The sequence below is a fragment of the Xanthobacter sp. NM-59 genome (assembly GCF_021401125.1).
GTDB lineage: Bacteria > Pseudomonadota > Alphaproteobacteria > Rhizobiales > Xanthobacteraceae > Xanthobacter.
This window is the reverse complement of the sequence record NZ_JACBFQ010000001.1, coordinates 746,781-768,635: the sequence shown is the minus strand read 5'-3', so window position 1 is coordinate 768,635 and position 21,855 is coordinate 746,781. Positions and strand designations below refer to the sequence as shown.

The window sequence follows — 21,855 nt, the reverse complement described above, 5'->3', positions numbered from 1 at the left end:
TCGTCCTCAGCCTTTGGCCGCGTTGAAGGCGGTCGCGATCTCCAGGAAATTGCGCAGGAGCGCGTGGCCGTTCTCCGAGGCGATGCTCTCGGGGTGGAACTGCACGCCGTGGATGGGCCGGGTCTTGTGGGCGAGGCCCATGATGAGGCCATCCGCCGTGTGGGCGGTGATCTCCAGCGTGTCCGGCAGGGTGTCGCGCTTCACGATCAGCGAGTGATAGCGCGTGGCCTGGAAGGAGTGGTTGAGGCCCCGGAACACGCTCTTGCCCTCGTGCAGGATCTCAGAAAGCTTGCCGTGCATGGGGGTGGGCGCGCGCACCACATCGCCGCCGAACACCTGGCCGATGGCCTGGTGACCGAGGCAAACGCCGAACATGGGCACATCCGCCCCCGCCGCCGCGATCAGGTCGCAGCAGATGCCGGCTTCGGTGGGGGTGCAGGGGCCGGGGGAAAGCACGATGGCCTCCGGCTTTTCGGCCAGCACGTCGGCGATGGAAACCGCATCGTTGCGATGGACGGTGACGGTGGCGCCGAGCTCACCCAGATAATGCACGAGATTGTAGGTGAAGCTGTCGTAGTTATCGATCAGCGTAACGGCGGTCATAACGGCTCCCTGGCGGGTCCCGGCCCGATTGTCTCGGCGATTTTCGGCCGGTTAAAGCGGTCCGGACGGATGGGGTCAAGCGAAGGCGGCTCAGCAGATCAGCGCGCTTCGCACCATCGGTCGGACGCCTGGGCGGCGCCGGTTGCGCGCGGCGCGAGGCGGCCGCGGCGGTCTTCGAAATGGATAGGCATCAGGATCATCGATCGTCCCATCGCCCCACGACCCGGTGGCCACACGGCGGTTGCGCGGGAAAGACTACGACGCGAGCGGCGCCAAGGGAAGGGCGGTGTGCGCCGCATGTGGCCTGCCGCCACCTCGGTTCTCGATGGTGACAAAGCGAAACGGCCGGGACGAGCCCGGCCGTTCGATCAATCCGCGAATTGTGCCTCACAGCATGGCGGGCAGCACGCGATCCGGCGGACGGTGGCCATCCATGAAGGTCTTGATGTTGACGATGACCTTCTCGCCCATGTCGATGCGGCCCTCAAGGGTGGCCGAACCGAGGTGTGGCAGCAGCACCACCTTGCCCTGGCGGGCGAGGCGCACCAGCTTGGGGTTGACCGCCGGCTCCTGCTCGAACACGTCGAGGCCGGCGCCGCCGAGCTCCCCAGCCTCCAGCAGGCGGGTGAGGGCGTTCTCGTCGATCACTTCGCCACGGGCAGTGTTCACCACATAGGCGTCGTTCTTCAAGAGCTTCAGGCGGCGGGCCGAAAGCAGGTGATAGGTGGCCGGGGTGTGCGGGCAGTTCACGGAGATGATGTCCATGCGCGCCAGCATCTGGTCCAGGCTGTCCCAATAGGTGGCGTCGAGCATTTCCTCGATGCCGGAAGGCAGCCGGTGGCGGTTGTGGTAGTGGATCTGCAGGCCGAAGGCCTTGGCGCGCCGCGCCACCGCCTGGCCGATGCGGCCCATGCCGATGATGCCAAGGCGCTTGCCCCAAATGCGCCGGCCGAGCATCCAGGTGGGCGACCAGCCCGGCCACTCGTCCTTCTCGGAGATCATGACCTGCGCGCCCTCGGCGAGGCGGCGCGGCACGGCGAGGATGAGCGCCATGGTCATGTCCGCCGTGTCCTCGGTGAGGACGCCGGGCGTGTTGGTGACGGTGATGCCGCGGTTGAGCGCGCTCGCCACGTCGATGTGGTCGACGCCGTTGGAGAACGAGGCAATGAGACGCAGGTTCTCCCCTGCCTGCGAGAGCAGGGCGGAATCGATACGGTCGGTCACCGTGGGGACCAACACGTCAGCGGTTTTCACCGCCTCGATGAGGGCGGCCTGATCCATGGGCGTGTCGTCCACGTTCAGGCGAGCATCGAAGAGCTCGCGCATGCGCGTCTCGACCGATTCGGGCAGCTTGCGCGTGACGACGACAAGCGGTTTGCGGCGCACGATGGGCACTTCCCATTCCCCATTTCTTAACTCTTCTCGTCCCGTCTATCAGACAGGCGGGGAAACACAAGGCGTCCGGCAGCCCATCCGCTTGACGATGTCCCGCCGGGGGCGCACTGCCTCTGCCCGAAAATCTTGAGTGCGAAAGGACCAGCCGATGCTGTCGATGGCGCGAGCTCTTCCCCCAAAAAGCCCCCTGCGGAACCTGACGGCCCTCGCTCTGGCCGCCGTGGTGACCCTGGCCGGGGCGGGAATGGCCGTCGCCGCCGAGGACGGAACCTCGGGCCTGCCGGTGCCGCGCTTCGTCTCGCTCAAGGCGGACAAGGTGAATGTGCGCAACGGGCCGAACAAGGACCAGGACGTGGCCTGGGTGTTCTCCCGCTCCGGCCTGCCGGTGGAGGTGACGGCTGAGTTCGAGACCTGGCGGCGCATCCGCGATGCCGATGGCGCGGAGGGGTGGGTCTATCACTCCATGCTCTCCCTGCGCCGCACCGCGTTGGTGGCACCCTGGCTGAAGAACGAGACCGTGGTTCTGCGCGCCGAGCCCAACGCGGACGCCCGGGTGGTGGCCCGCCTGGAGCCCGGCGTGCTGGGCAATGTGAAGAAATGCGATGGCAAGTTCTGCCGGCTGACGGGCGAGGGCTTCGACGGCTATGTGCAGCAGTCCCAGCTCTTCGGCGTCTATCCCGACGAAAAGATCGAGTGACCGCGCCACGGGTGATGGTTCGCGCGCGGCGGTGTCAGGTCGGGCGCCTGAGCGTTTTGCCCGCGTGAGGCGGTATCGTTCCGGCGGTAAAATGGCTTAGCTTTCTCCACAGGGGGAGGGCCGCCATGGGCGCCGCGCTGGATCGCATTTTCAGGCTCGGGGAAAACGGCACTTCCGTGCCTGTGGAGGTGGGGGCGGGGGTCACCACCTTCCTCACCATGAGCTACATCATCGTGGTGAACCCGCAGATTCTGGCCGCCGCGGGCATCGACCAGGGCGCGGCTTTCGTGGCCACGTGCCTTGCCGCGGCGCTCGGCAGCCTCGCCATGGGGCTGGTGGCCAACTACCCCATCGCTCTCGCGCCCGGCATGGGCATCAATGCCTATTTCGCCTTCACCGTGGTGGGGGCCATGGGCGTGCCCTGGCAGACGGCGCTCGGGGCGGTGTTCCTTTCCGGATGCCTGTTCCTGCTGGTGAGCGTGTTGCGCCTGCGCGAGTGGCTGGTGAATTCCATTCCGCTCTCTCTCAAGCTCGGCATTGGGGCCGGTATCGGCCTGTTCCTCGGCCTGCTGGGGCTGCACGGCATGGGGGTGGTGGTGGCGAAGCCAGCCACGCTTTTGGCGCTGGGGCCGCTTGGCACCGCGTCCACCCTGCTCGCCTGCGTCGGGTTCGTTCTGATGGCGGGTCTTGCGGCGCGGCGGGTGCCGGGGGCGATTCTGATCGCCATCGGGGCTGTGACCCTGGCGGGCGTTCCCCTGGGCCTGGTGACGTTCACGGGCGTAGTGGCGCCGCCGCCCTCGCTCCTGCCCACTTTGCTTCAGCTCGATGTGGCGGGCGCACTGAGTGTGGGCATCGCCTCGGTCGTGTTCGCCTTTTTCCTGGTGGACCTGCTGGACAACATGGGCACCCTCATCGCCACCCTGCATCGCGCCAGCCTGATGCGCGCCGACGGCACGGTGCCGCGCCTGCGCCAAGTGCTGCTGGCCGATTCTGGCGGAGCGCTGGTGAGCAGCCTGCTCGGTACGTCGCCGACCGTGTCCTACATTGAAAGCGCGTCCGGCATCGCCGCCGGCGGGCGAACGGGCCTCGCGGCCGTGGTGGTGGCGGGGCTGTTCCTGCTCTGCCTGCTGTTCTCGCCGCTGGCGCTGGCGGTGCCGGCCTTCGCCACCGCACCGGCGCTGCTCTATGTGGCGTGCTCCATGCTCGGCGCGGTTCGGGACATCCGGTGGGAGGATGCGACGGAGGCGCTGCCCGCGGCCGTAACCGCGCTGGGCATCGTCTTCACCTTCTCCATCGCCACCGGCATCGGGCTGGGCTTCATCACCTATGTGGGCGTGAAGGCCATCGCCGGTCGCTGGAGGGAGATTGGAGGCGCCGTGTGGCTCATCGCTGCTGCCGCCGCGTTGATGCTGGCAGTGGGGTGAAGCGGGGCCCGCGGACGTCAGGCCAGCTTCACCTCGGTGCTCTGGGTGCCGTTTTCGCCGTAGACGTTCTTCACTGCGGTTCCGCTGCCGTCGTGGCTCCAGCTCACCATCTTGGCTCCGTTGGGAACCCGCACATGGATTGAGAACTGGCCGAAGCTGAATGAGCCGTCGGGGTTGCGCGTGTAGATGGTGCCGGTCACCCCGCGCGAGCGCTTGATTTCCGCCAGCCCATCCTCAATCGCGCCCGGGCCGTTGGCCACCACGGCGTTGGCCTGGCTGATGGCGCTGATGGTCGAGGCGATCATCTGATTGAGATAGGTGACCATCCGATCGTCGGTCGCCGCGCCCAGGCTGGCCTGGAAGCCCTGGAGCTGCTGCTGCAGGGCTGGGAGCTTCTGCAGCGTCTGGTTGAAGGTGATGATCGCGTCGATCAGCATGTCCTCGCTGGCGATGGACAGCTTTTTCGAGCGCATGCTGGAGGCGGCCGTTGCGGTGCCGAGATCGGCGGCCGGCTTCGATTCGCCCACACCTTTGACGTCCGATTCGGTGTCGGTCGCATGGGTGCTGGAGATCCAGGCGTCGGTCGCGACGCTGGTTCCGCGGAGCCAGGCAGGGCTGGTCGCGGCGCCGATCTGGCCGGCCTGGCCCCCATCCGCTCCAGCGGTGGCGCCATTTACCGCCAAGCCCAGGTCCTGCGTCGCAGGGCGCGAGGACAAAAGATTCAGGGAGCTGTCAACAAGCGTCACCATGCGCCCCTCCTCGGAGGCGTGGAGCCCGCAAGGCTCATCATGTGCGCGCGGGCTCGGAAACCGGTGCCGACATCATGTCGACCGCATAGGAAGGCGGTGGGGATTCTGATGGCCTCACGTTACCACAGCTCCAGTCCGCTCCACAGCGTGAAAATTAGCCAGTTCCGCGCATTTTGCGGTGCCTGTGTGCGTGCGCGGTGAGGCGGGGAGCTCACGATAGGGTGTCCGGCGGGCCTTCCATCCGGCGGCGGCTTCGTGTAGATGACCCGCAACTGGCGTGCCCGGCCCTCCGGCTGCGGCGCGAAGATGATGGATTCCATGCAAACGGTTTTGATCGTCATTCACCTGTTGGTGGTGCTTGCGCTTATTGGCGTGGTGCTGATCCAGCGCTCCGAGGGGGGCGGGCTAGGCATTGGTGGCGGCGGTGGTGGCGGCGGTGGCTTCTTCACCGCCCGCGGCACCGCCAACATGCTGACCCGCGCGACCGCCATTCTGGCCGTGCTGTTCTTCATTACGTCGCTGGCGCTGACCATCGTGGCTGGCTGGGGGCGTTCTCCCGGCTCCATCCTGGTGCCGGCCGGCCAGAGCCAGGGCGCGCCCGCCGCGCCGCAGAGCGGTGGCGCGACGATCCTTGATCAGATTCGCCCGCAGGGTAGCGGTGCGCAGGAGGCTCCGGCCACGCCTGCCCCCACGGCTCCTTCGGGTCCGCAGGTTCCGCAGTCACAGTGAGTGTGTCGCCGCGATCATCTCGCGGCGCCGTTCCTTCTCCACGGGCGAGGCGAGGCCGGATGCGGCTTTGCCCTCGCCGAATCGCGTTTGCACGAGGTAAGGTCAAGGCCCATGGCGCGCTATATCTTCATCACCGGCGGCGTCGTGTCTTCCCTGGGCAAGGGCCTCGCCTCCGCCGCCCTGGGCGCGCTGCTTCAGGCGCGCGGCTACACGGTTCGTCTGCGCAAGCTCGACCCCTATCTCAACGTCGATCCGGGCACCATGAGCCCGTACCAGCACGGTGAGGTGTTCGTCACCGACGACGGCGCGGAGACGGATCTCGACCTTGGTCATTACGAGCGGTTCACCGGGCGCCCGGCCTGCAGGCAGGACAACATCACCACCGGCCGCATCTATCAGGACATCCTGACCAAGGAGCGCCGGGGCGACTATCTGGGCGCCACCATCCAGGTCATTCCCCACGTCACCAACGCCATCAAGGACTTCGTCCTGGAGGGCAACGAGGGGTTTGACTTCGTGCTGGTCGAGATCGGCGGCACGGTCGGCGACATCGAGGGCCTGCCCTTTTTCGAGGCCACCCGCCAGCTCAAGAACGAGCTGCCCCGCGGGCATGCCATCTTCATTCATCTCACGCTGCTGCCCTACATCCCGTCTGCCGGCGAGGTGAAGACCAAGCCCACGCAGCATTCGGTGAAGGAGCTGCGTTCCATCGGCATCCAGCCGGACATCCTGCTGTGCCGCACGGATCGCGAGATCCCGCGCGAGGAGCGCCGCAAGCTTTCGCTGTTCTGCAATGTGCGCGAGAGCGCGGTGATCGAGGCGCGCGACGCCGACAACATCTATGCGGTCCCGTCGGCCTATCACGCCGAGGGCCTCGACAAGGAAGTGCTCGCGGCCTTCAACATCGAGCCGGCGCCGGCGCCCAATCTCAAGCGCTGGACTGACATCGAGAAGCGCGTGCGCAACCCCGAGGGCGAAGTGACCATCGCCATCGTCGGCAAGTACACGGGGCTGAAGGACGCCTATAAGTCGCTGATCGAGGCGCTGGCCCATGGCGGCATCGCCCATCAGGTCAAGGTGAACCTGGACTGGATCGAGAGCGAGACCTTCGAGCGCGAGGATCCCACGCCCTTCCTGGAGCATGTGAACGGCATTCTCGTGCCCGGCGGCTTCGGCCAGCGCGGCGCTGAGGGCAAGATTCGCGCGGCTCAGTTCGCGCGCGAACGCCAGGTGCCCTATCTCGGCATCTGCTTCGGCATGCAGATGGCGGTGATCGAGGCTGCGCGCAATCTCGCGGGAATCGAGAAGGCCAATTCCACCGAATTCGGCCCGACGTCTGAACCGGTGGTGGGCCTGCTCACCGAGTGGCTGCAGGGCAATGAGCTGCAGCGCCGTAGCGCGGCCGGCGATCTGGGCGGCACCATGCGGCTTGGCGCCTATCCCGCCCATCTGGCGCCCGGCAGCAAGGCCGAGGCGATCTATGGCAAGAGCGACATCTTCGAGCGCCATCGCCATCGCTACGAGGTGAACACCGCGTATCGCGAGCGGCTCGAGCAGCACGGGCTCAAATTCTCCGGCATGTCTCCGGATGGGCTGCTGCCCGAGATTGTCGAGCATCAGAATCACCGGTGGTTTGTCGGCGTACAATTCCATCCGGAGTTGAAGTCCCGCCCGTTCGAACCGCACCCGTTGTTCGCGTCCTTCATTGGCGCGGCGATGGAGCAGAGCCGGCTTGTGTGATCGGCAGCTGCCTGAGACGCGTTCCAGAGCTTGGGTTTCGGGCGGCTGGCGCGTGCTTCGTGGGCCATTGATTGTGGCATCAGGGTGCCGTCATTGCGGCTGCGCGCCACATTTTCATTTCGCAAACATGGCATCCTGCGGCTAAGCTCGCCGCAGGAGCGGGGCGCTTTTGCGCCGCGGATCTACATTCTGCGTGATCCTTCCGTCTCCCGGCCGTGCCGGCAACGCATGCCAAGCGTGCGTGGGCGAATGACATTGGCGGCCGCCGAGGGCCTTGGCCCGACGCATTCAAACTTGCGTTCAAAGTCCGGTCTTCCGCTGCGCTTCGCCCCGGCCGGACACCCTTGAAACAAAGGAGATGCCATGCGACGCGGCCTCGATCACGTGGTTCACCTCGTCCGTGACCTCGACGCAGCAGGCGAAACCTACGACCTGCTGGGCTTCACGGTGGGGTCGCGCAATGCGCACCCGTGGGGCACCGAAAACCGCATCGTCCAGACCCCTGGATTTTTCATCGAGCTGTTGCAGATCACCGATGCCGCCAAGATTCCGGCGGCCGAGCCCGGTCACTTCTCGTTCGGCGCCTTCAATGCCAACTTCCTTTCCACCTGTGGCGAAGGCTTGTCCATGATGGTCCTGGAAGGCACTAATGCCGCCGCTGAGCAGGCCCTGTTCGATCAGGCTGGCTTCGGTGGCTTTGAGCCGGTGGAGTTCTCCCGGAAGGCGCGCCGGCCAGATGGGCAGGAGGTGGATGTCGGCTTCGCACTCGCATTCGCGCAGGAGCCCGCCTCTCCGGATTTCGCGGCTTTCACCTGCACCCAGACGCACCCGGAGAACTTCTGGTCGGTCGACCTGCAGCGCCATTCAAACATGGTGTCAGGGGTGAGCGGGGTGGTGCTGGTGGCCGACACGCCGGTGGAGCACCAAGCCTTCGTGAACACTCTGACCGATGTGCCCCTCCTGCGCGCGCGGGATGATTGGTACGTGGCGCAGACGCCGCGCGGGCAGATCGACGTGATGAGCCGGCCGCTGTTCACCGAGCGCTATGGCGTGCCCGCGCCGAAGGGGCCGGGCCTGCGCGTGGCTGCGGTTCGATTCGCGACGACCGGCGCGGAAGAGCTGCGGCGCTCGCTCGCGGCGCGGCGCATGGTGGAGGAATCCATTGCCGGTGTGGTGGTGGTGCCGCCACGGTCCGCCGCGGGTGCTACGCTGGTGTTCGAGGTCACCGACGACAAAAGCGCATAGTGCGGCATTTTTTTCAGCTGGGCCTCTGGTCGTGAAGGCGCGATCGGGTAAAGGAGAAGGGCGGGGACAGGCGGTCCCCGCCGAGCGCGGACGGCCGCGCTGTTCTCCCTCGTGCGGCGGGGACGACCCCGCTTCCCTGGTGTTCCCCAATGGCATGGGTGTATCTGCTCGCGGCCGGTTTCACTGAAATCGCCTGGGCCGTCGGCATCAAATATTCTGAAGGCTTCACGCGGTTTTGGCCGAGTGTTCTCACCATCGGCGCGATCGCACTGAGCCTGCTTCTGCTGTCTCTGGCACTGCGGGGCATCCCCCTGGGCACCGCATACGCCGTGTGGGCCGGCATCGGAACGGTCGGCACGGCCCTTGTGGGCATTATGTTCTACGCGGAATCGGCCGACATCCTACGGCTGGTCTCGATCGGCCTCGTGGCGCTGGGGATCGTGGGGCTGAAGCTGGTCACGCACTGAGCGTCCCGGCGCCTTGGCCTGTCACTGCGGTCACCCCGGAGCGTTTCCCGGGTGAAGTGGAAACCCGTTCGCGTGACGGACGCGCGCAGAAGCGCGAGGTCGCGTGCCTCCGCGCGTCCATGAGGAACTGAAGCGGTCTGGTTGGGGGCCAGCTAGTTGGGGGCCAGGAGCTCGCCGCGCGCGCGGTCATAGCGCCACATGGCGCCGGGCATCACCTGGAAGCCGCCCATAGCCCGCTCGACCGTGTTTTCGCACGCATGGTCGAAGCGGCCCTTCAGGGCGGCCACGCCCGCCTTGGTCAAGCTGATCTCGGCGGAGGCATAGGCGCGGTAGCTGCGCTCCGCCGGGCTGCCGTCTCCCGGCGCAAAGGCGAGGGCGCCGCACTCGCTGGTCTGGAACGGAAGGCCGGAGATCAGCGGCTCGTGGGCGAAGGCCAGCCCATCAAGGCGCAGGAAGAAGGGCAGGTCCGCCAGAAACTGGGCCTCATCCATGGAATGAACGGCGGCGAACAGGTGCGCGACCTTGCGCGGTCCGTCGGCCAATTCTTCCAGAATCCGCTGCTCGGTGAGGGACAGGCCAGAGCGCGGTGCCGGCAGCTCGGCCAGCAGCCGCCGCAAGGCGGACACCAGATAGGGCAACGCCTCATGGGGCTTCGCCGCGAAGGTGGCGAGCGCGGTCGGGGTTGGGGCGGTGAAGGCGTCCCAGGCCTCGCGCGCGGTTTCGATCTGAAGGGCGGTGACCGGCATTCGGCGATGCTGCATCGCCTGCAGCTCGGCCGGCTCCATCACCCCGATGTAGTGATTCGCCTGCACCAGAAAGAGGCCCATGCGCTCCGGCTCATGGGAGAAATAATGCAGCAGCTGGATGAGCTGGAGCTGGTCATAGAGGTCGTGCTCGAACCACAGCTCCACCTCGGTGTAGGCGGAATGCACATCGAGCTGTGCATCACGGTGGGCGAAGTCGGCGCGCACGCTGTCCAAAGGCAGGCCGAGGGCGGCTGACAGGAAGTCCGCGCGGGTGTCGGAAACCTCGTCCAGCAGGGCGCTGCCGGGCACCGGGCCATCATGCAGCATGTCCTGCCACGGCAGGAGATGACCGGCGATATGCGCCGCCTGGAGCCGCTCTACAGCCGCGTCGCCATTGGTGACGATGAGCTTCGGCATGCACAATTCCTCCTGTGGCAGCGTGTCCTGGCAGCGTCCTTGGAGCGGAGGGCGAGAGGCCTGTGCGTGAGACAGGCTGCTCGCCTGCGCCGCACTCAGCCGCGTCCGCGATAGGATGCCACCCCCGTGTCGGGTAACCACGCTCCGGCGGGAAGGGTTCCCGTCTGCCAGAAAACATCGATCGGAATACCGCCGCGGGGGTACCAATAGCCGGCAATACGCAGGAAGCGCGGCGAGAGAAGGTTCGCCACGCGCTTGCCGATGGCCACCGTGCAGTCCTCGTGGAACGCGCCGTGATTGCGGAAGCTGGCGAGGTACAGCTTCAGCGACTTGGATTCGAGCAGAAACTGGTCCGGCACATAGTCGATGACCAGGTGGGCGAAGTCCGGCTGCCCCGTTACCGGACACAGGGATGTGAACTCCGGGCAGGTGAAGCGGGCCACGTAGTCGGTATCCGCATGGGGGTTCGGCACCCGGTCGAGCACCGCCGCCTCTGGCGAGGGGGGCAGGTCCGTATGTGCGCCGAGCTGTAGCGGTCGGTCGGTCATGGGTCGTGGGTCCTTGTCCTGGCACGCGGCGCCGGCCGTGGCTCAGGGCGAATTGGGCCGGTGCGGGCCGCAGTTTGCGCGGGCGGCCTCCAAGGTCAACCGCATCGGGCGGCCGCCTCAGCGGAAAAGGAAATAGCCGATGGCGCCGGAGGCGGCGATGAGGGGAATGGGGTTCATCCGCGTCGCCAGCAGGATGCCGAACACGCCCAGCGCAATCATGGCCCCTTCCCACCCGGTCACGGTGCTGCGGGCGATACTGATGGAGCCGGCCAGGAGCAGGCCGATGGAAACCGGCGCAAGGCCCCGCTGAATGGAGGCGCGCCAGGGCCAATGGTCCAGCCGGTTCCACAACCGACCAACCCACAGGGTGAACAGGCCGGTGGGAAGGAAGAAGGCCGCGACCACGGCAACCGCGCCCACCGGGCCCGCGACCCATTGGCCGACGCCCGCGATCATCATCATGTTCGGGCCGGGCGATACCTGGCCCACGCTGTAGATGTGGACGAGCTGCGGCACCGTCATCCAGTGGAAGGTGTCCACCACCAGGGTCTTCATTTCCGGGAACGCGGCCATGCCGCCGCCCACCGTGAGCAGTGAGAGGTAGGCGAAGACGCCGATCAGGGCTGGAAGCTGGCTCATGACCCTGTCTGCTCCTGCGTCTTCTCGCTTTGCATCTTTTCCGCCGCCAGCTGGCTGGGGCGGTACCAGTAGATGGCGACCGCGCCGGCCAGCACCAGCACCAGCAGGACCGAGAGGTGCAGCACGTTCACGCCGATGACGGTCAGCGCCACCAGGATGAAGTCCGCCCAGCGCGCCAGCGTCTTGCGGCCGAGCTGGACGGTGACGGAGAAGACGAGGCCCACCGCCGCCGCCGAAACCCCGTGCAGCACGGCCTGCATGCCCACCTCGGAGTGCTGCGAGGCCGCATAGGCGCCGGCCGCGACCGACATCAGCAGGCCGCCCGGCAGGCAGATGCCGACCAGCGCCGCCGCCGCGCCGGCAGTGCCGCGCAGGCGATCTCCCACCAGGATCGCCATGTTGGAGGCGTTGAGCCCCGGCAGGGTCTGGCAGATGGACAGGAGCTCGACGAAGGTTTCGTCGGCGATCCATTTGCGGCGCCCCACCAGGCCGGTGCGCAGATAGGCCACGACGCCGCCGCCGAAGCTGGTGGCGCCGATGATGAGGAAGCCCACGAAAATCTCGCGCAGGCTCACCTGCAGCGTTTCGGGCCGCGGCGCAGGCTGCTCACTCATGGTTTTGCGGGGGATTGCCCTGAAGGCGGTAGACCGCGGCGGTCTTGGTGGTGCCGAGCAGCACCCAGTCCCGCGCCTCATCCTGCAGGGCGCGGAAGAAGGCATCGCTGCGCTGAAGTGCCTTCGGGCTCATGTCGCTCTGATGGGCGTAATGGACCTGATAGGCGAACTCGCCGACCAGCTGCCGCTGCTCACCGCGTGTGCGCCACACCGAGACATTGCAGGGGGCGATCATGCCTCGTCCGAAATCCAGCGTGCCGAGCTGTTGCAGCACTTCTTCCACTGCGGTGTGGTTCACCAGCTGCACATGCTCGCCGCAGTCTTCCAGTACCGGCAGCAAGGCGGGAAAGACCCGCGCCAGCGTGTCCGGACTCAGCGGATCGCCGATCCCCCGAGGATGAAAGGGAAACTCGACATTGTGCGAGAACAGGGAGCGCACGCCACCCAGCCGATTGCGGAGCGGCAGCGTCTCTTCCTTGAACTTGATGCGGTAACTGCCCTGGATCTGCGGCCGCACATCCAGCGCGGCTGCCTTGTCGCGGTCTGGATGGCGGTATTTGAAGACGATTTCCGGGTCGCCCACGGGAAAGCCATCCTCGTAGGTGACGCGTCGGCGCAGGATGAAGGAGTTATTGTAGAGACGGAAATCGTGGGTATCGAGGAACAGCACCTCGCGAATTTGCGGGCGAAGTCCCCGGGCAGGGCGCGGATCGAAGTCTATACCCTGGTGCTTGGCAACCTTTGCCACGATCTTGGCGAAGTCGAAGAAACTTTGGACAGATGTGAAGCGCAGCCCCTGAAGGATGATTTTTGCTTCAAGATAGCGCACCTCGTCATAAGGGTGCCCGTCTGCATAAAGTTGAGATGTGTCATCCACACCACTCACGGTGTCTTCGGTCTGGTCCTGCGTCACCGGTCCGTCCCCCGCAGAGCGCCGCGCCGGCGCGAAAACCGCATCTGTAGCCAGCACTTATCCATCGCCTCGAAGAATGCGCAAGCGCCTTGGCGGGCGCCGCGCCGGGCCGGCGCGCATTTCTTTTGCGCGCTCCGCAGGGGGAAGCGCGGCAGCGGTGCGTTTTCGCGATTCAAAGAGCATGAAAAATGCTCTAGAAGCGGCCCGCCCGGGGGCGCGTGATCCGCACCCAGCGGAAGATGCCACGGGCGAGGGATCAGCGACGGATCGGACACGTGGACGCTCACGTGGGGGTGGCAGGGCCGCCTTCCGGCATCCGGCGCACGCACGAGATGAGGGAAGGACCGTTCATGACCGCCATCGTCGACATCATCGGCCGCGAAATTCTGGACAGCCGAGGCAATCCGACGGTCGAAGTGGATGTGGTGCTGGAAGACGGCTCCATCGGCCGCGCCGCGGTGCCGTCGGGTGCCTCCACCGGCGCCCACGAGGCCGTGGAGCTGCGCGACGGCGACAAGGAGCGCTACCTGGGCAAGGGCGTGCTGCGCGCCGTAGATGCGGTCAATGGCGAGATCTATGACGCCATCGGCGGCTTCGAGGTGGAGGATCAGGCGCACATCGACGCCACCCTCATCGCCCTGGACGGCACCCCCAACAAGGCCCGCCTGGGCGCCAACGCCATTCTGGGCGTGTCGCTGGCGGTGGCCAAGGCCGGCGCGCTGGCCAACAACCTGCCGCTCTACCGCTATGTGGGCGGCGTGAATGCCCGCACCCTGCCGGTGCCCATGATGAACATCGTCAATGGCGGCGCCCATGCGGACAATCCCATCGACTTCCAGGAGTTTATGATCCTGCCGGCCGGCGCCGAATCCTTCTCCGAAGGCCTGCGCTGGGGCTCGGAGATCTTCCACACCCTGAAGAAGGGCCTGAAGGACGCCGGCCACAACACCAATGTGGGCGACGAGGGCGGCTTCGCCCCCAACCTGGCTTCCGCCGAGGCGGCTTTGGATTTCGTGCTCAAGGCCATTGAGACTGCTGGTTTCAAGCCGGGTGAGGACGTCTATCTCGGCCTCGACTGCGCCTCGACGGAGTTTTTCAAGGACGGCGCCTACAATTATACGGGCGAGGGCAAGGTGCGCGATGTGGAAGCCCAGGTGAAGTACCTGGCGGAGCTCGTCGGCAACTATCCCATCGTCACCATCGAGGACGGCATGGCCGAGGATGACTGGGCCGGCTGGAAGCTGCTCACCGACGCCATCGGCTCCAAGTGCCAGCTGGTGGGCGATGACCTGTTCGTCACCAACGTGGAGCGCTTGTCGCGCGGCATCAAGCAGGGCGTGGGCAATGCCATCCTGGTGAAGGTGAACCAGATCGGTTCGCTGACCGAGACGCTGGACACCGTGGAGCTGGCGCACACCAATGCCTATCGCGCCGTGATGTCCCACCGCTCCGGCGAGACCGAGGATTCCACCATCGCGGATCTGGCCGTCGCCACCAATTGCGGGCAGATCAAGACCGGCTCGCTGGCCCGCGCGGACCGTACCGCCAAGTACAACCAGCTGCTGCGCATCGAGCAGGAGCTGGGCGACACCGCGCGCTATGCCGGCAAGGCCGCGCTGAAGGCCCTGGCCTGAGACCCGTCCCGCGCCCGTCCTCCGGGAGGGGCGCGCCGGTGGGTGGCGCTGGAAGAATGAGGGGGCCTCGTGGCCCCCTTTTTCATGTCCGCTGAATGGCCGCGACTCAGGCCGGCATGGCGCGCATGTCATTGATGAGCTCGTGCAGGCCGAGCCAGACGATCTGCAGGCCGATGGCAAGCAGGATGAATGCGAACAGGCGAATCAGCACGCTGGTTCCCGTGTGCCCCAGAACCCGCTCGATAGTGGGCGCCTCGCGGAAGCAGAAATAGACCGTGAGGGAGATAGCGAAGAGCCCGGCCAGGGCGCCGAGGATCTCGCTCATGATGTCCGTAAGGTCGTTGGCCGCGATGGCGGCGGGACCAGCGGAAAGGGCGATGGTGGTGGCGATGGCGCCCGGCCCGACGGTCAATGGCAGGGTAAGGGGGTAGAAGGCCTGGTCCAGCGCCTCGCTGTCGTCGAGGGTGTTACCATCGGTCTTGTTGGCGGGCTTGTCGTCCGAGTGCAGCATCTGCCAGCCCACGGATGCCACCACCAGGCCGCCGGCCACCCGCAGCACCGGCAGCGTCACGCCGAAGAAGAGCAGAACCTTTGCTCCCACGACCATGGTGGCCACGAGCAGCAGGAAGCCGAACAGGGCGACCTTGCGGGCCACCAGCTCCCGCGTGCCGGGGGAACAGCGCTGAACCAGGGTGAGGAAGATGGGCGCGCTGCCGAGGGGATTGACGATGGGAAAGAGCGCGGCATAGACCGCGACGAATACGTTGAAGAAGGAACTCATCCGGGTCCTCTTCCGCTCCTATTTGTCCACCCGCTCCCAGCCGTGGGGCGAAAGGCGCTCCTGGGGCAGGAACCGGCGCTTGTAGTCCATCTTGTGCGACCCCTGCACCCAATAGCCCAGATAAACGTAAGGCAGGCCCATGTCCCGGGCGCGCGCGACATGGTCGAGGATGAGGAAGGTGCCGAGAGAGCGGTGCGGCACCTGCGGGTTGTAGAAGGAATAGACCATGGACAGCCCGTCGGAGAGGATGTCCGTCAGTGCCACCGCGATCAGGTCTCCGGTGCCGCGCCCCAGGAACCGCGAATCCACATTGCGGTTGCGATACTCGATGAGACGTGTGTCGACGTGGGTATCCTCCACCATCATGGCGTAGTCGAGCACGCTCATGTCCGCCATGCCGCCATCGCCGTGGCGGGTGGTCACATAAGCGCGGAACAGGCTGTATTGCTCGGATGTGGGAGAGGGTGACCGCACCGCCCCGATAAGGTCCGCATTGGCGGCGCGGACCCGGCGCAGGCTCTTGGTTTCAACGAAATCGTCGACGCAGATGCGGACGGAGACGCAGGCCCGGCACCCCTCGCAGGCGGGCCGGTAGGCGATGGATTGGCTGCGGCGGAAGCCGCCCTGGGTGAGCACGTCGTTGAGCGTGGCCGCCCGCTCGCCCACAAGGTGCGTGAATACCTTCCGCTCTTCCCGGTCGGGCAGATAGGGGCAGGGGGCGGGCGCCGTCAGATAGAATTGCGGCGTATCACGGGGGTGCTCGCTCACGGTCCTTGATCCTCAGGAGACTACAGGATCGCTGGAGCGGGACAGCACGTCAAAGGCGAAATGGTCCGCAACGGGATTTTCATTGGGAGCGCCGCAACATGCTGGCGCGGGCGGCCGAGTTCACCACCACCGTTCCCGCCGCGAAATCGTGCAGCAGGCGGCGCCGGTCGTTGAACAGGGCGACCACCAGGATCAGCGGCGTGAGCGCGCTTAGCGACACCCAGAACAGCACCGCGTGCACCGCGCCCAGCAGCGAGTAGCAGGGCGCGCCGTACCAAGTCCGCATTTCGATATCCATCAGCCGCATGCCCAGGGTTGCCGAGGCCGGCGAGCCCAGGGTGATCGCGTTGTAGGCGATGGCCCAGATGATGAATGCCGGGCCGAGCAGGGGAAACAGCATCCACCCCAGGCTCAGCGTCACAATGCCGAACACGAAGATGAAGATGGCGAGCCCGACGATGGGGCCGAGAATCATCACCACATCCACGCAGAAAGCGATGAGCCGGCGGGAGAGCACGCCCTCGAAATATTCCGGCTGGGTCACCGGGTCGAAGGCATGGGGCTTCACCCCGTCGGCCGTGCCTTGGTACGGATCGCGGTAGGCATCGCCGGTATTGGTCATCTGGTGTCCCTCATGGGGCGGAGCTTGCTTGGGGCGGAGCGTCATGACCCTTGAACGTGGGGGGCATCGCCCCCCGGCGCAAGGGAAGGCGGCTTCACCACTCGGCGCCGCCGGCCCCCAGGCGCTGCACGGGCAGACCCTCCGCCTCCAGCGCCTTCTGGATCAGCTCGGCATGGGCCTGGTCGCGGGTCTCCACGGTCAAGTCGAGCCGGGTGCCCTTGGCCGGCACGTCCAGGAAGGTGCGCCGGTGGTGCACCTCGAGGATATTGGCCCCGAGCTTGCCGAGCAGCGTGGAGATGATGCCGAGCATGCCCGGCCGATCCAGAATGGTGAGGCGGAAGGAGACGATGCGGCTTTCACGCTCCAGTTCGCGCATCAGGATGCCGGCGATCATGCGCGGGTCGATATTGCCGCCGCACAGCACCAGCCCCACGGTCTTGCCCCGGAAGCGCTCCGGCTCGGTGAGAAGGGCGGCCAGCCCGGCGGCGCCGGCGCCTTCCGCCAGGGTCTTCTGGTGCATCAGGAAGGCATTCACCGCCCGTTCCAGCGCGGTTTCATCCACCAATACGATATTGGGCACCAGCCGGCGGATGATCTGCGAGGTGAGGGCTCCCACATTGCGCACGGCGATGCCCTCGGCCAGGGTGGGCCCGCCGCAGGGCCGCGCCACGCCCGTCAGGGCGCTCCACATGGCGGGGTAAAGGGCCGCCTCGACGCCCACGATCTCGGTTTGCGGCGCGCGGCCGGCGAATGCCAGCGCCATGCCGGCCATCATGCCGCCGCCGCCGATGGGAACCACCACCGCGTCGAAGGCGGGCCCGTCCTCCATCATCTCCAGGGCGATGGAGCCCTGGCCGGCGATCACGTCGCGGTCGTCATAGGGGTGGACGAAGACGCGCCCTTCCATCTGGGCAATGCGCTCGGCCTCCGCCTGGGCATCGGCGACGGTGTCCCCGAACAGCACCACGTGCGCTCCGAAGGCCTCGGTGGCGCTCACCTTCACCTGGGGGGTGGTTTCGGGCATCACGATGGTGGTGGCGATGCCGAGGCGCGCCCCGTGATAGGCCACCGCCTGGGCGTGATTGCCCGCCGACATGGCGATGACGCCCCGCGCCGCCTCCTCCGCCGACAGGCGGGAGAGCTTCACCAGCGCGCCGCGCTCCTTGAAGGAGGCGGTGACCTGAAAGTTCTCGTATTTCACCCACACATCGGCGCCGGTGAGGGCGGAGAGCCGGGGGGCGCGCAGGGTCGGCGTGTGCAGAATGGCACCGGCGAGCAGCGGGCGGGCGGCTTCCACGTCGGCAAGGGTCACGGGCAGATCGGCCATGACGGGCTGAGAGGCCGGCTGCGCGAGGGACGGGGACGTAGACTGGGGCATGAGCGTTCCTTCCCGCCACTTGGGGCGTCAGATTATGGGAGTTGCCGCGATCTGGCCACTTCAGCCGGTGAGGGCCCGCTCCAGCTCGCGGTAGAAAATGTCGCGCGCCTCCTGCTCCACCCACGGCCGGTGGCCGCACCGTGGCAGCGGCACGAACCGGAAGTCCCGCGCGACGGCGCGCAGCGGCTCCTCTACACCCGCCGCCGGATGCGGATCGTAATCGCCGTGGATCGCGACGATAGGGCAGCGGATGGTGCCGGTGAGCCGCAGCAATTCGCCTGATCGGCGAAGCTCGGCAGCCTGCGGCCACACGCTTTCATAGATGGCCGGGTCGAAGTCCGCTTCGGCCTCGGCCTGCGGGATCGCCCGCCAGGTATCACAGGCGGCGAGAAGCGCCATGATGCGGGCCTGGCTGGCAGGGCCGCCCATGTCGTTGTTCTCAAGGCAGGTCTTCAGGAACCGGGCATCCGCCGCGGTGAGGCGGGACAAGCGTGTGGGGAGAATGGTGGCGGCGTATTCGGGCGTGAACGGGCCGCTTCCCACCAGGATCACACGGGACACCAGGGTGGGTGAATCGGCGGCCAGCAGGCAGGCGAGCCATGCCCCCCAGGACCAGCCGATGACGGCAAGAGGAGGGCTGCCGTGCCGCTCCAGGACCTCCTTCAGTTCGCGGACCTGGCCCGAGACCGACCGCGCGCTCTGAGCCGGCTCGAGCACGCCATAGCCCCGCGCCGCCAGCGCGTGCGCCACAGGAGCGACCTCACCGGCGGCGCCGGGCCCACCATGGAGCACGGCGACGCGGTAAGGGGGCTCGCCATGGCGCCTCAGCCCATCGCGAAAGGGCGCGGCCACCGGTGTCTTCAGCCGGCGGCGAGGCGTTCGGCCACGCGCGGGGCGAAATAGGTGAGGATGCCGTCCGCGCCGGCGCGCTTGAAGGCCATGAGCGCTTCCAGCACGATGCGGTCGCCATCCACCCAGCCGTTGCGGATGGCGCCTTCGATCATCGCGTATTCGCCGGACACCTGATAGGCGAAGGTGGGCAGGCCGAAGGCCTCCTTCAGCCGCCACACGATGTCGAGATAGGGCAGGCCGGGCTTCACCATCAGCATGTCGGCGCCCTCCTCCACGTCCAGCGCCGCCTCGCGCAGGGCCTCCAGGCCATTGCCGGGGTCCATCTGGTAGGTGCGCTTGTCGCCGGAAAGGGTCTTGGCGGTGCCGATGGCGTCGCGGAACGGACCGTAGAAGGCCGAGGCATACTTCGCCGCATAGGACATGATCTGCACATCGGTGAAGCCGGCCTCGTCGAGCCCGGCGCGGATGGCGCCCACGCGGCCGTCCATCATGTCGGAGGGGGCGATCACGTCGGCGCCCGCTTCCGCCTGCACCAGCGCCTGGCGCACCAGGATGTCCACCGTTTCGTCATTGAGGATGCGCCCGTCATCCAGAAGGCCATCATGGCCATGGCTGGTGAAGGGGTCGAGGGCCACATCCGTGATGAGGCCGATCTCGGGAACCTCCGCCTTGATGGCGCGCAGGGTCTGGCACACGAGATTGTTCTCGTTCAGCGCCTCGCTGCCCTCGGGATCCCGCAGGGTGGGATCAATGTAGGGAAACAGCGCCAGGGCGGGGATCTTCAGCTTCGCCGCGCGCTCGGCGGCGCGCACCGCCTCGTCCACCGTCAGCCGCTCCACACCGGGCATGGAGGCGATGGGCGCGCGGGTGGCTTTGCCCTCCATCACGAAGATCGGCCAGATCAGGTCGTCGACGGAGAGGGCCGACTCACGCACCAGCCGACGGGCCCAATCGCTCTTGCGGTTGCGGCGGGGGCGCTGGACCAGATCGAGCCGCGACGTGCGGGCGGGTTCCGAAACCGGATGGATGCGGGACGAAGTGGGGGCCATGGATCAACTCTTGTCTGGCTGCGGCGCGGGGAGCGCCTCGGCGGTCGGTGCCTGCGGAACGGCGGCGATCCCATCCACCGCCGGTCTTCGACCGGTGCCGGGTGGGTTCGCGCAAGCCGCGCAGGCCGGACCAGAGGCCCATGAGTGAAGTTCATGAGCCCTTCGTATTATAGCGGCCGGTCCGGCGGACGGCGAGACGCGGGGCGCGGCCCGATGTCTCACGAGCGCGGGGCAGCCTTCCGCGCGCCGTTGACGCTGGCCGCCGCCGCGTCTAACCCTCCCCAACCCCTATAACGCTGCCCGATCCAAACGGGCGGCTGCTCAGAGAGGCGCGCATGGAGATCCGGCCGGAACCCGAAGTCATCCTGGAGCGGAAGGGAGAGGCCGGGGTCATCACGCTCAATCGGCCAAAGGCGCTCAACGCCCTCAACCTCGCGATGGTGCGCGAGATTCTGCCGCGGCTGCGCGAATGGGCGAACGATCCGGCCGTGACCCGCGTCATCATCAAGGCCACCGGCGAGAAGGCATTTTGCGCGGGCGGCGACGTGCGCACGCTCTATGATCTCGGCCGGGCGGGCCACACCGCCGAGGCGCTGGATTTCTGGCGCGAGGAATATGTGCTGAACCACTATATCGGCACTTTTCCAAAGCCTTACGTGTCGCTCATCGACGGCATCTGCATGGGCGGCGGCTTCGGCCTCTCGGCCCACGGCCCGCACCGGGTGGCGGGCGAGCGGTATCTGTTCGCCATGCCGGAGGTGAATATCGGCCTGTTTCCGGATGTGGGCGGCACCCACGTTCTGCCACGCCTGCCCGGCGCGTTCGGTGTGTTCCTGGCGCTGACGGGCACGCGACTCCGCGCGCCCGAGGCCTGCGCCTGCGGCCTGGCCACCGCATTCGCCCCCTCCGCCGCCTTCCCGGCGCTGGAGGAGGCCCTGTGCGCCGGCGGCGATGTAGACGCCGCCATTGCCGCCCATACGACGGCGCCCGCCCCCAGCGCCTTCGCCGACCGGGCCGAGATCATCGCCGACCTGTTCTCCCGCGGCAGTCTCGAGGCGATCCTCGCCGCGCTGGAGGCCGCGGGCGCGGCCGGCGGGCCGTTCGCGGATTTCGCGGCGGCCACCGCCAAGGACATGCGCACGAAGTCGCCCACCAGCCTGTCCATCGCCATGGAGCAGATGCGGCGCGGTCCCGCGCTGGATCTCGGCGAATGTCTCCAGGCGGAGTTCCGGGTCGTGACGCGGGTGGCCGCGGGCCACGATTTCTATGAAGGCGTGCGCGCCGTGCTGGTGGACCGGGACAATGCCCCGCGCTGGAAGCCGGAAACCCTCGCGCAGGTCGACCCGGCCGCCATCGCCGCCCATTTCGACCCGATTCCCGACGAACTCGAGCTGCTGGCACCCGGCGCATGAGCCATTACGATCCCATCGACGCCAGCGCCCGCGCGCATCTGGAGAGCCTTTCGCCCTGGCGGCGGCGGCTGTTCCTCTTCCTGCGCGCGGTGGCCGTGTTCCTGCTGGTCGAGGGCGTCATTCACTGGGTGGTCATCGTCGGTGTCGGCGAGGGCACGCCCTCCTGGTTCGAGCAGCTACCCATGGCGGCGCAGGGGGCCGTGATCTGGGCGGCCATCGTGGATCCCATCGCCGGAGTGGGGCTGTGGCTGCGCGCCGGCTGGGCCATCGTGCTGTGGCTGATCGCCACCCTGACGCAGGCGGTGCTCGCCGCCTGGGCCCCCTCGGGCATGACGCCGCTGCTGCTGTTCACCCTGGTGGAGCTGGGGCTGGTGCTGGTCTATGCGGTGCTTTCCATCCGCGCTGCGCGTGAGAGCGACGAAAACTGAAGCCG

General features: G+C 67.1%; 23 protein-coding genes. 9 read left to right on the top strand and 14 right to left on the bottom strand.

Translation table 11 applies throughout. The features are described 5' to 3' along the window. Positions 1–6: 6 nt before the first annotated feature. Positions 7–603, bottom strand: coding sequence for an aminodeoxychorismate/anthranilate synthase component II (locus tag L0966_RS03630; RefSeq protein ID WP_234050469.1), 597 nt, complete (start codon positions 601–603; stop codon positions 7–9). A 387-nt stretch (positions 604–990) separates the two neighbouring features. Beyond that, positions 991–1,992: a D-glycerate dehydrogenase gene (locus tag L0966_RS03625; protein WP_234050818.1), complete on the bottom strand. Its 1,002-nt coding sequence runs from the start codon at positions 1,990–1,992 to the stop codon at positions 991–993. A gap of 154 nt (positions 1,993–2,146) precedes the next feature. Between L0966_RS03625 and L0966_RS03620 the strand changes: the two genes are divergently transcribed. Together L0966_RS03620 and L0966_RS03615 are read left to right on the top strand one after the other, a co-directional pair. Beyond that, positions 2,147–2,695, top strand: coding sequence for an SH3 domain-containing protein (locus L0966_RS03620; protein WP_234050468.1), 549 nt, complete (start codon positions 2,147–2,149; stop codon positions 2,693–2,695). Positions 2,696–2,820: 125 nt separating this feature from the next. Further along, positions 2,821–4,119 carry an NCS2 family permease gene (locus L0966_RS03615; protein ID WP_234050467.1) on the top strand — a complete coding sequence of 433 codons (1,299 nt, stop codon included), beginning with the start codon at positions 2,821–2,823 and terminating at the stop codon, positions 4,117–4,119. Positions 4,120–4,136: 17 nt separating this feature from the next. Here L0966_RS03615 and L0966_RS03610 read toward each other — a convergent pair whose 3' ends face one another. Beyond that, entirely contained in the window at positions 4,137–4,868 is a 732-nt protein-coding gene (locus tag L0966_RS03610) for a hypothetical protein (protein ID WP_234050466.1), read from the bottom strand. 318 nt (positions 4,869–5,186) lie between these two features. On the opposite strand from L0966_RS03610, the gene secG reads away from it, so the two are divergent. The 4 genes from secG to sugE all read left to right on the top strand — a co-directional run bounded on the left by secG (position 5,187) and on the right by sugE (position 9,049). Then, positions 5,187–5,597 (top strand): preprotein translocase subunit SecG, encoded by a 411-nt coding sequence (secG, locus tag L0966_RS03605; RefSeq protein ID WP_234050465.1) that lies wholly within the window; start codon positions 5,187–5,189, stop codon positions 5,595–5,597. A 111-nt stretch (positions 5,598–5,708) separates the two neighbouring features. Then, positions 5,709–7,337 (top strand): CTP synthase, encoded by a 1,629-nt coding sequence (locus tag L0966_RS03600; protein ID WP_234050464.1) that lies wholly within the window; start codon positions 5,709–5,711, stop codon positions 7,335–7,337. A gap of 363 nt (positions 7,338–7,700) precedes the next feature. Then, entirely contained in the window at positions 7,701–8,582 is an 882-nt protein-coding gene (locus tag L0966_RS03595) for a VOC family protein (RefSeq protein ID WP_234050463.1), read from the top strand. 149 nt (positions 8,583–8,731) lie between these two features. Then, positions 8,732–9,049: a quaternary ammonium compound efflux SMR transporter SugE gene (gene sugE, locus L0966_RS03590; protein ID WP_234050462.1), complete on the top strand. Its 318-nt coding sequence runs from the start codon at positions 8,732–8,734 to the stop codon at positions 9,047–9,049. Between the two features lie 152 nt (positions 9,050–9,201). Here the strand turns inward: sugE and L0966_RS03585 are convergent, their stop codons facing one another. From L0966_RS03585 to L0966_RS03565, 5 genes are all read right to left on the bottom strand, one after another. Beyond that, positions 9,202–10,212 carry a hypothetical protein gene (locus L0966_RS03585; RefSeq protein WP_234050461.1) on the bottom strand — a complete coding sequence of 337 codons (1,011 nt, stop codon included), beginning with the start codon at positions 10,210–10,212 and terminating at the stop codon, positions 9,202–9,204. Positions 10,213–10,307: 95 nt separating this feature from the next. Then, entirely contained in the window at positions 10,308–10,760 is a 453-nt protein-coding gene (queF, locus tag L0966_RS03580; RefSeq protein ID WP_234050460.1) for a preQ(1) synthase, read from the bottom strand. Positions 10,761–10,877: 117 nt separating this feature from the next. Further along, entirely contained in the window at positions 10,878–11,399 is a 522-nt protein-coding gene (locus L0966_RS03575; RefSeq protein ID WP_234050459.1) for a chromate transporter, read from the bottom strand. Beyond that, positions 11,396–12,013 carry a chromate transporter gene (locus tag L0966_RS03570; RefSeq protein ID WP_234050458.1) on the bottom strand — a complete coding sequence of 206 codons (618 nt, stop codon included), beginning with the start codon at positions 12,011–12,013 and terminating at the stop codon, positions 11,396–11,398. The genes L0966_RS03575 and L0966_RS03570 overlap by 4 nt, the downstream gene beginning before the upstream one ends. Beyond that, a complete protein-coding gene (locus L0966_RS03565) occupies positions 12,006–12,926 on the bottom strand; it encodes a hypothetical protein (RefSeq protein WP_234050457.1) in 921 nt (306 codons plus the stop codon). The genes L0966_RS03570 and L0966_RS03565 overlap by 8 nt, the downstream gene beginning before the upstream one ends. A gap of 350 nt (positions 12,927–13,276) precedes the next feature. On the opposite strand from L0966_RS03565, the gene eno reads away from it, so the two are divergent. Next, positions 13,277–14,560 (top strand): phosphopyruvate hydratase, encoded by a 1,284-nt coding sequence (eno, locus tag L0966_RS03560; RefSeq protein WP_234050456.1) that lies wholly within the window; start codon positions 13,277–13,279, stop codon positions 14,558–14,560. Positions 14,561–14,666: 106 nt separating this feature from the next. Here the strand turns inward: eno and L0966_RS03555 are convergent, their stop codons facing one another. The 6 genes from L0966_RS03555 to hemB all read right to left on the bottom strand — a co-directional run bounded on the left by L0966_RS03555 (position 14,667) and on the right by hemB (position 20,010). Next, complete coding sequence (locus L0966_RS03555) at positions 14,667–15,341, bottom strand: MarC family protein (RefSeq protein ID WP_234050455.1); 675 nt, start codon at positions 15,339–15,341, stop codon at positions 14,667–14,669. An 18-nt stretch (positions 15,342–15,359) separates the two neighbouring features. Then, the gene (locus L0966_RS03550; RefSeq protein ID WP_370640610.1) at positions 15,360–16,109 is read right to left on the bottom strand and encodes an arginyltransferase; all 750 of its coding nucleotides are present in this window, start codon (positions 16,107–16,109) and stop codon (positions 15,360–15,362) included. Between the two features lie 79 nt (positions 16,110–16,188). Further along, positions 16,189–16,731, bottom strand: coding sequence for an RDD family protein (locus L0966_RS03545; RefSeq protein ID WP_234050454.1), 543 nt, complete (start codon positions 16,729–16,731; stop codon positions 16,189–16,191). 94 nt (positions 16,732–16,825) lie between these two features. Continuing rightward, positions 16,826–18,109, bottom strand: a complete 1,284-nt coding sequence (locus L0966_RS03540; protein ID WP_234050453.1) for a threonine ammonia-lyase — start codon at positions 18,107–18,109, stop codon at positions 16,826–16,828. Positions 18,110–18,169: 60 nt separating this feature from the next. Continuing rightward, on the bottom strand, positions 18,170–18,859 hold the full coding sequence (locus tag L0966_RS03535; protein ID WP_234050452.1) for an alpha/beta fold hydrolase: 690 nt from the start codon (positions 18,857–18,859) through the stop codon (positions 18,170–18,172). 110 nt (positions 18,860–18,969) lie between these two features. Next, entirely contained in the window at positions 18,970–20,010 is a 1,041-nt protein-coding gene (hemB, locus tag L0966_RS03530; RefSeq protein WP_234050451.1) for a porphobilinogen synthase, read from the bottom strand. 335 nt (positions 20,011–20,345) lie between these two features. Between hemB and L0966_RS03525 the strand changes: the two genes are divergently transcribed. After that, positions 20,346–21,422 carry an enoyl-CoA hydratase/isomerase family protein gene (locus L0966_RS03525; RefSeq protein WP_234050450.1) on the top strand — a complete coding sequence of 359 codons (1,077 nt, stop codon included), beginning with the start codon at positions 20,346–20,348 and terminating at the stop codon, positions 21,420–21,422. Then, positions 21,419–21,850: a DUF6163 family protein gene (locus L0966_RS03520; protein WP_234050449.1), complete on the top strand. Its 432-nt coding sequence runs from the start codon at positions 21,419–21,421 to the stop codon at positions 21,848–21,850. The genes L0966_RS03525 and L0966_RS03520 overlap by 4 nt, the downstream gene beginning before the upstream one ends. Positions 21,851–21,855 lie beyond the last annotated feature (5 nt).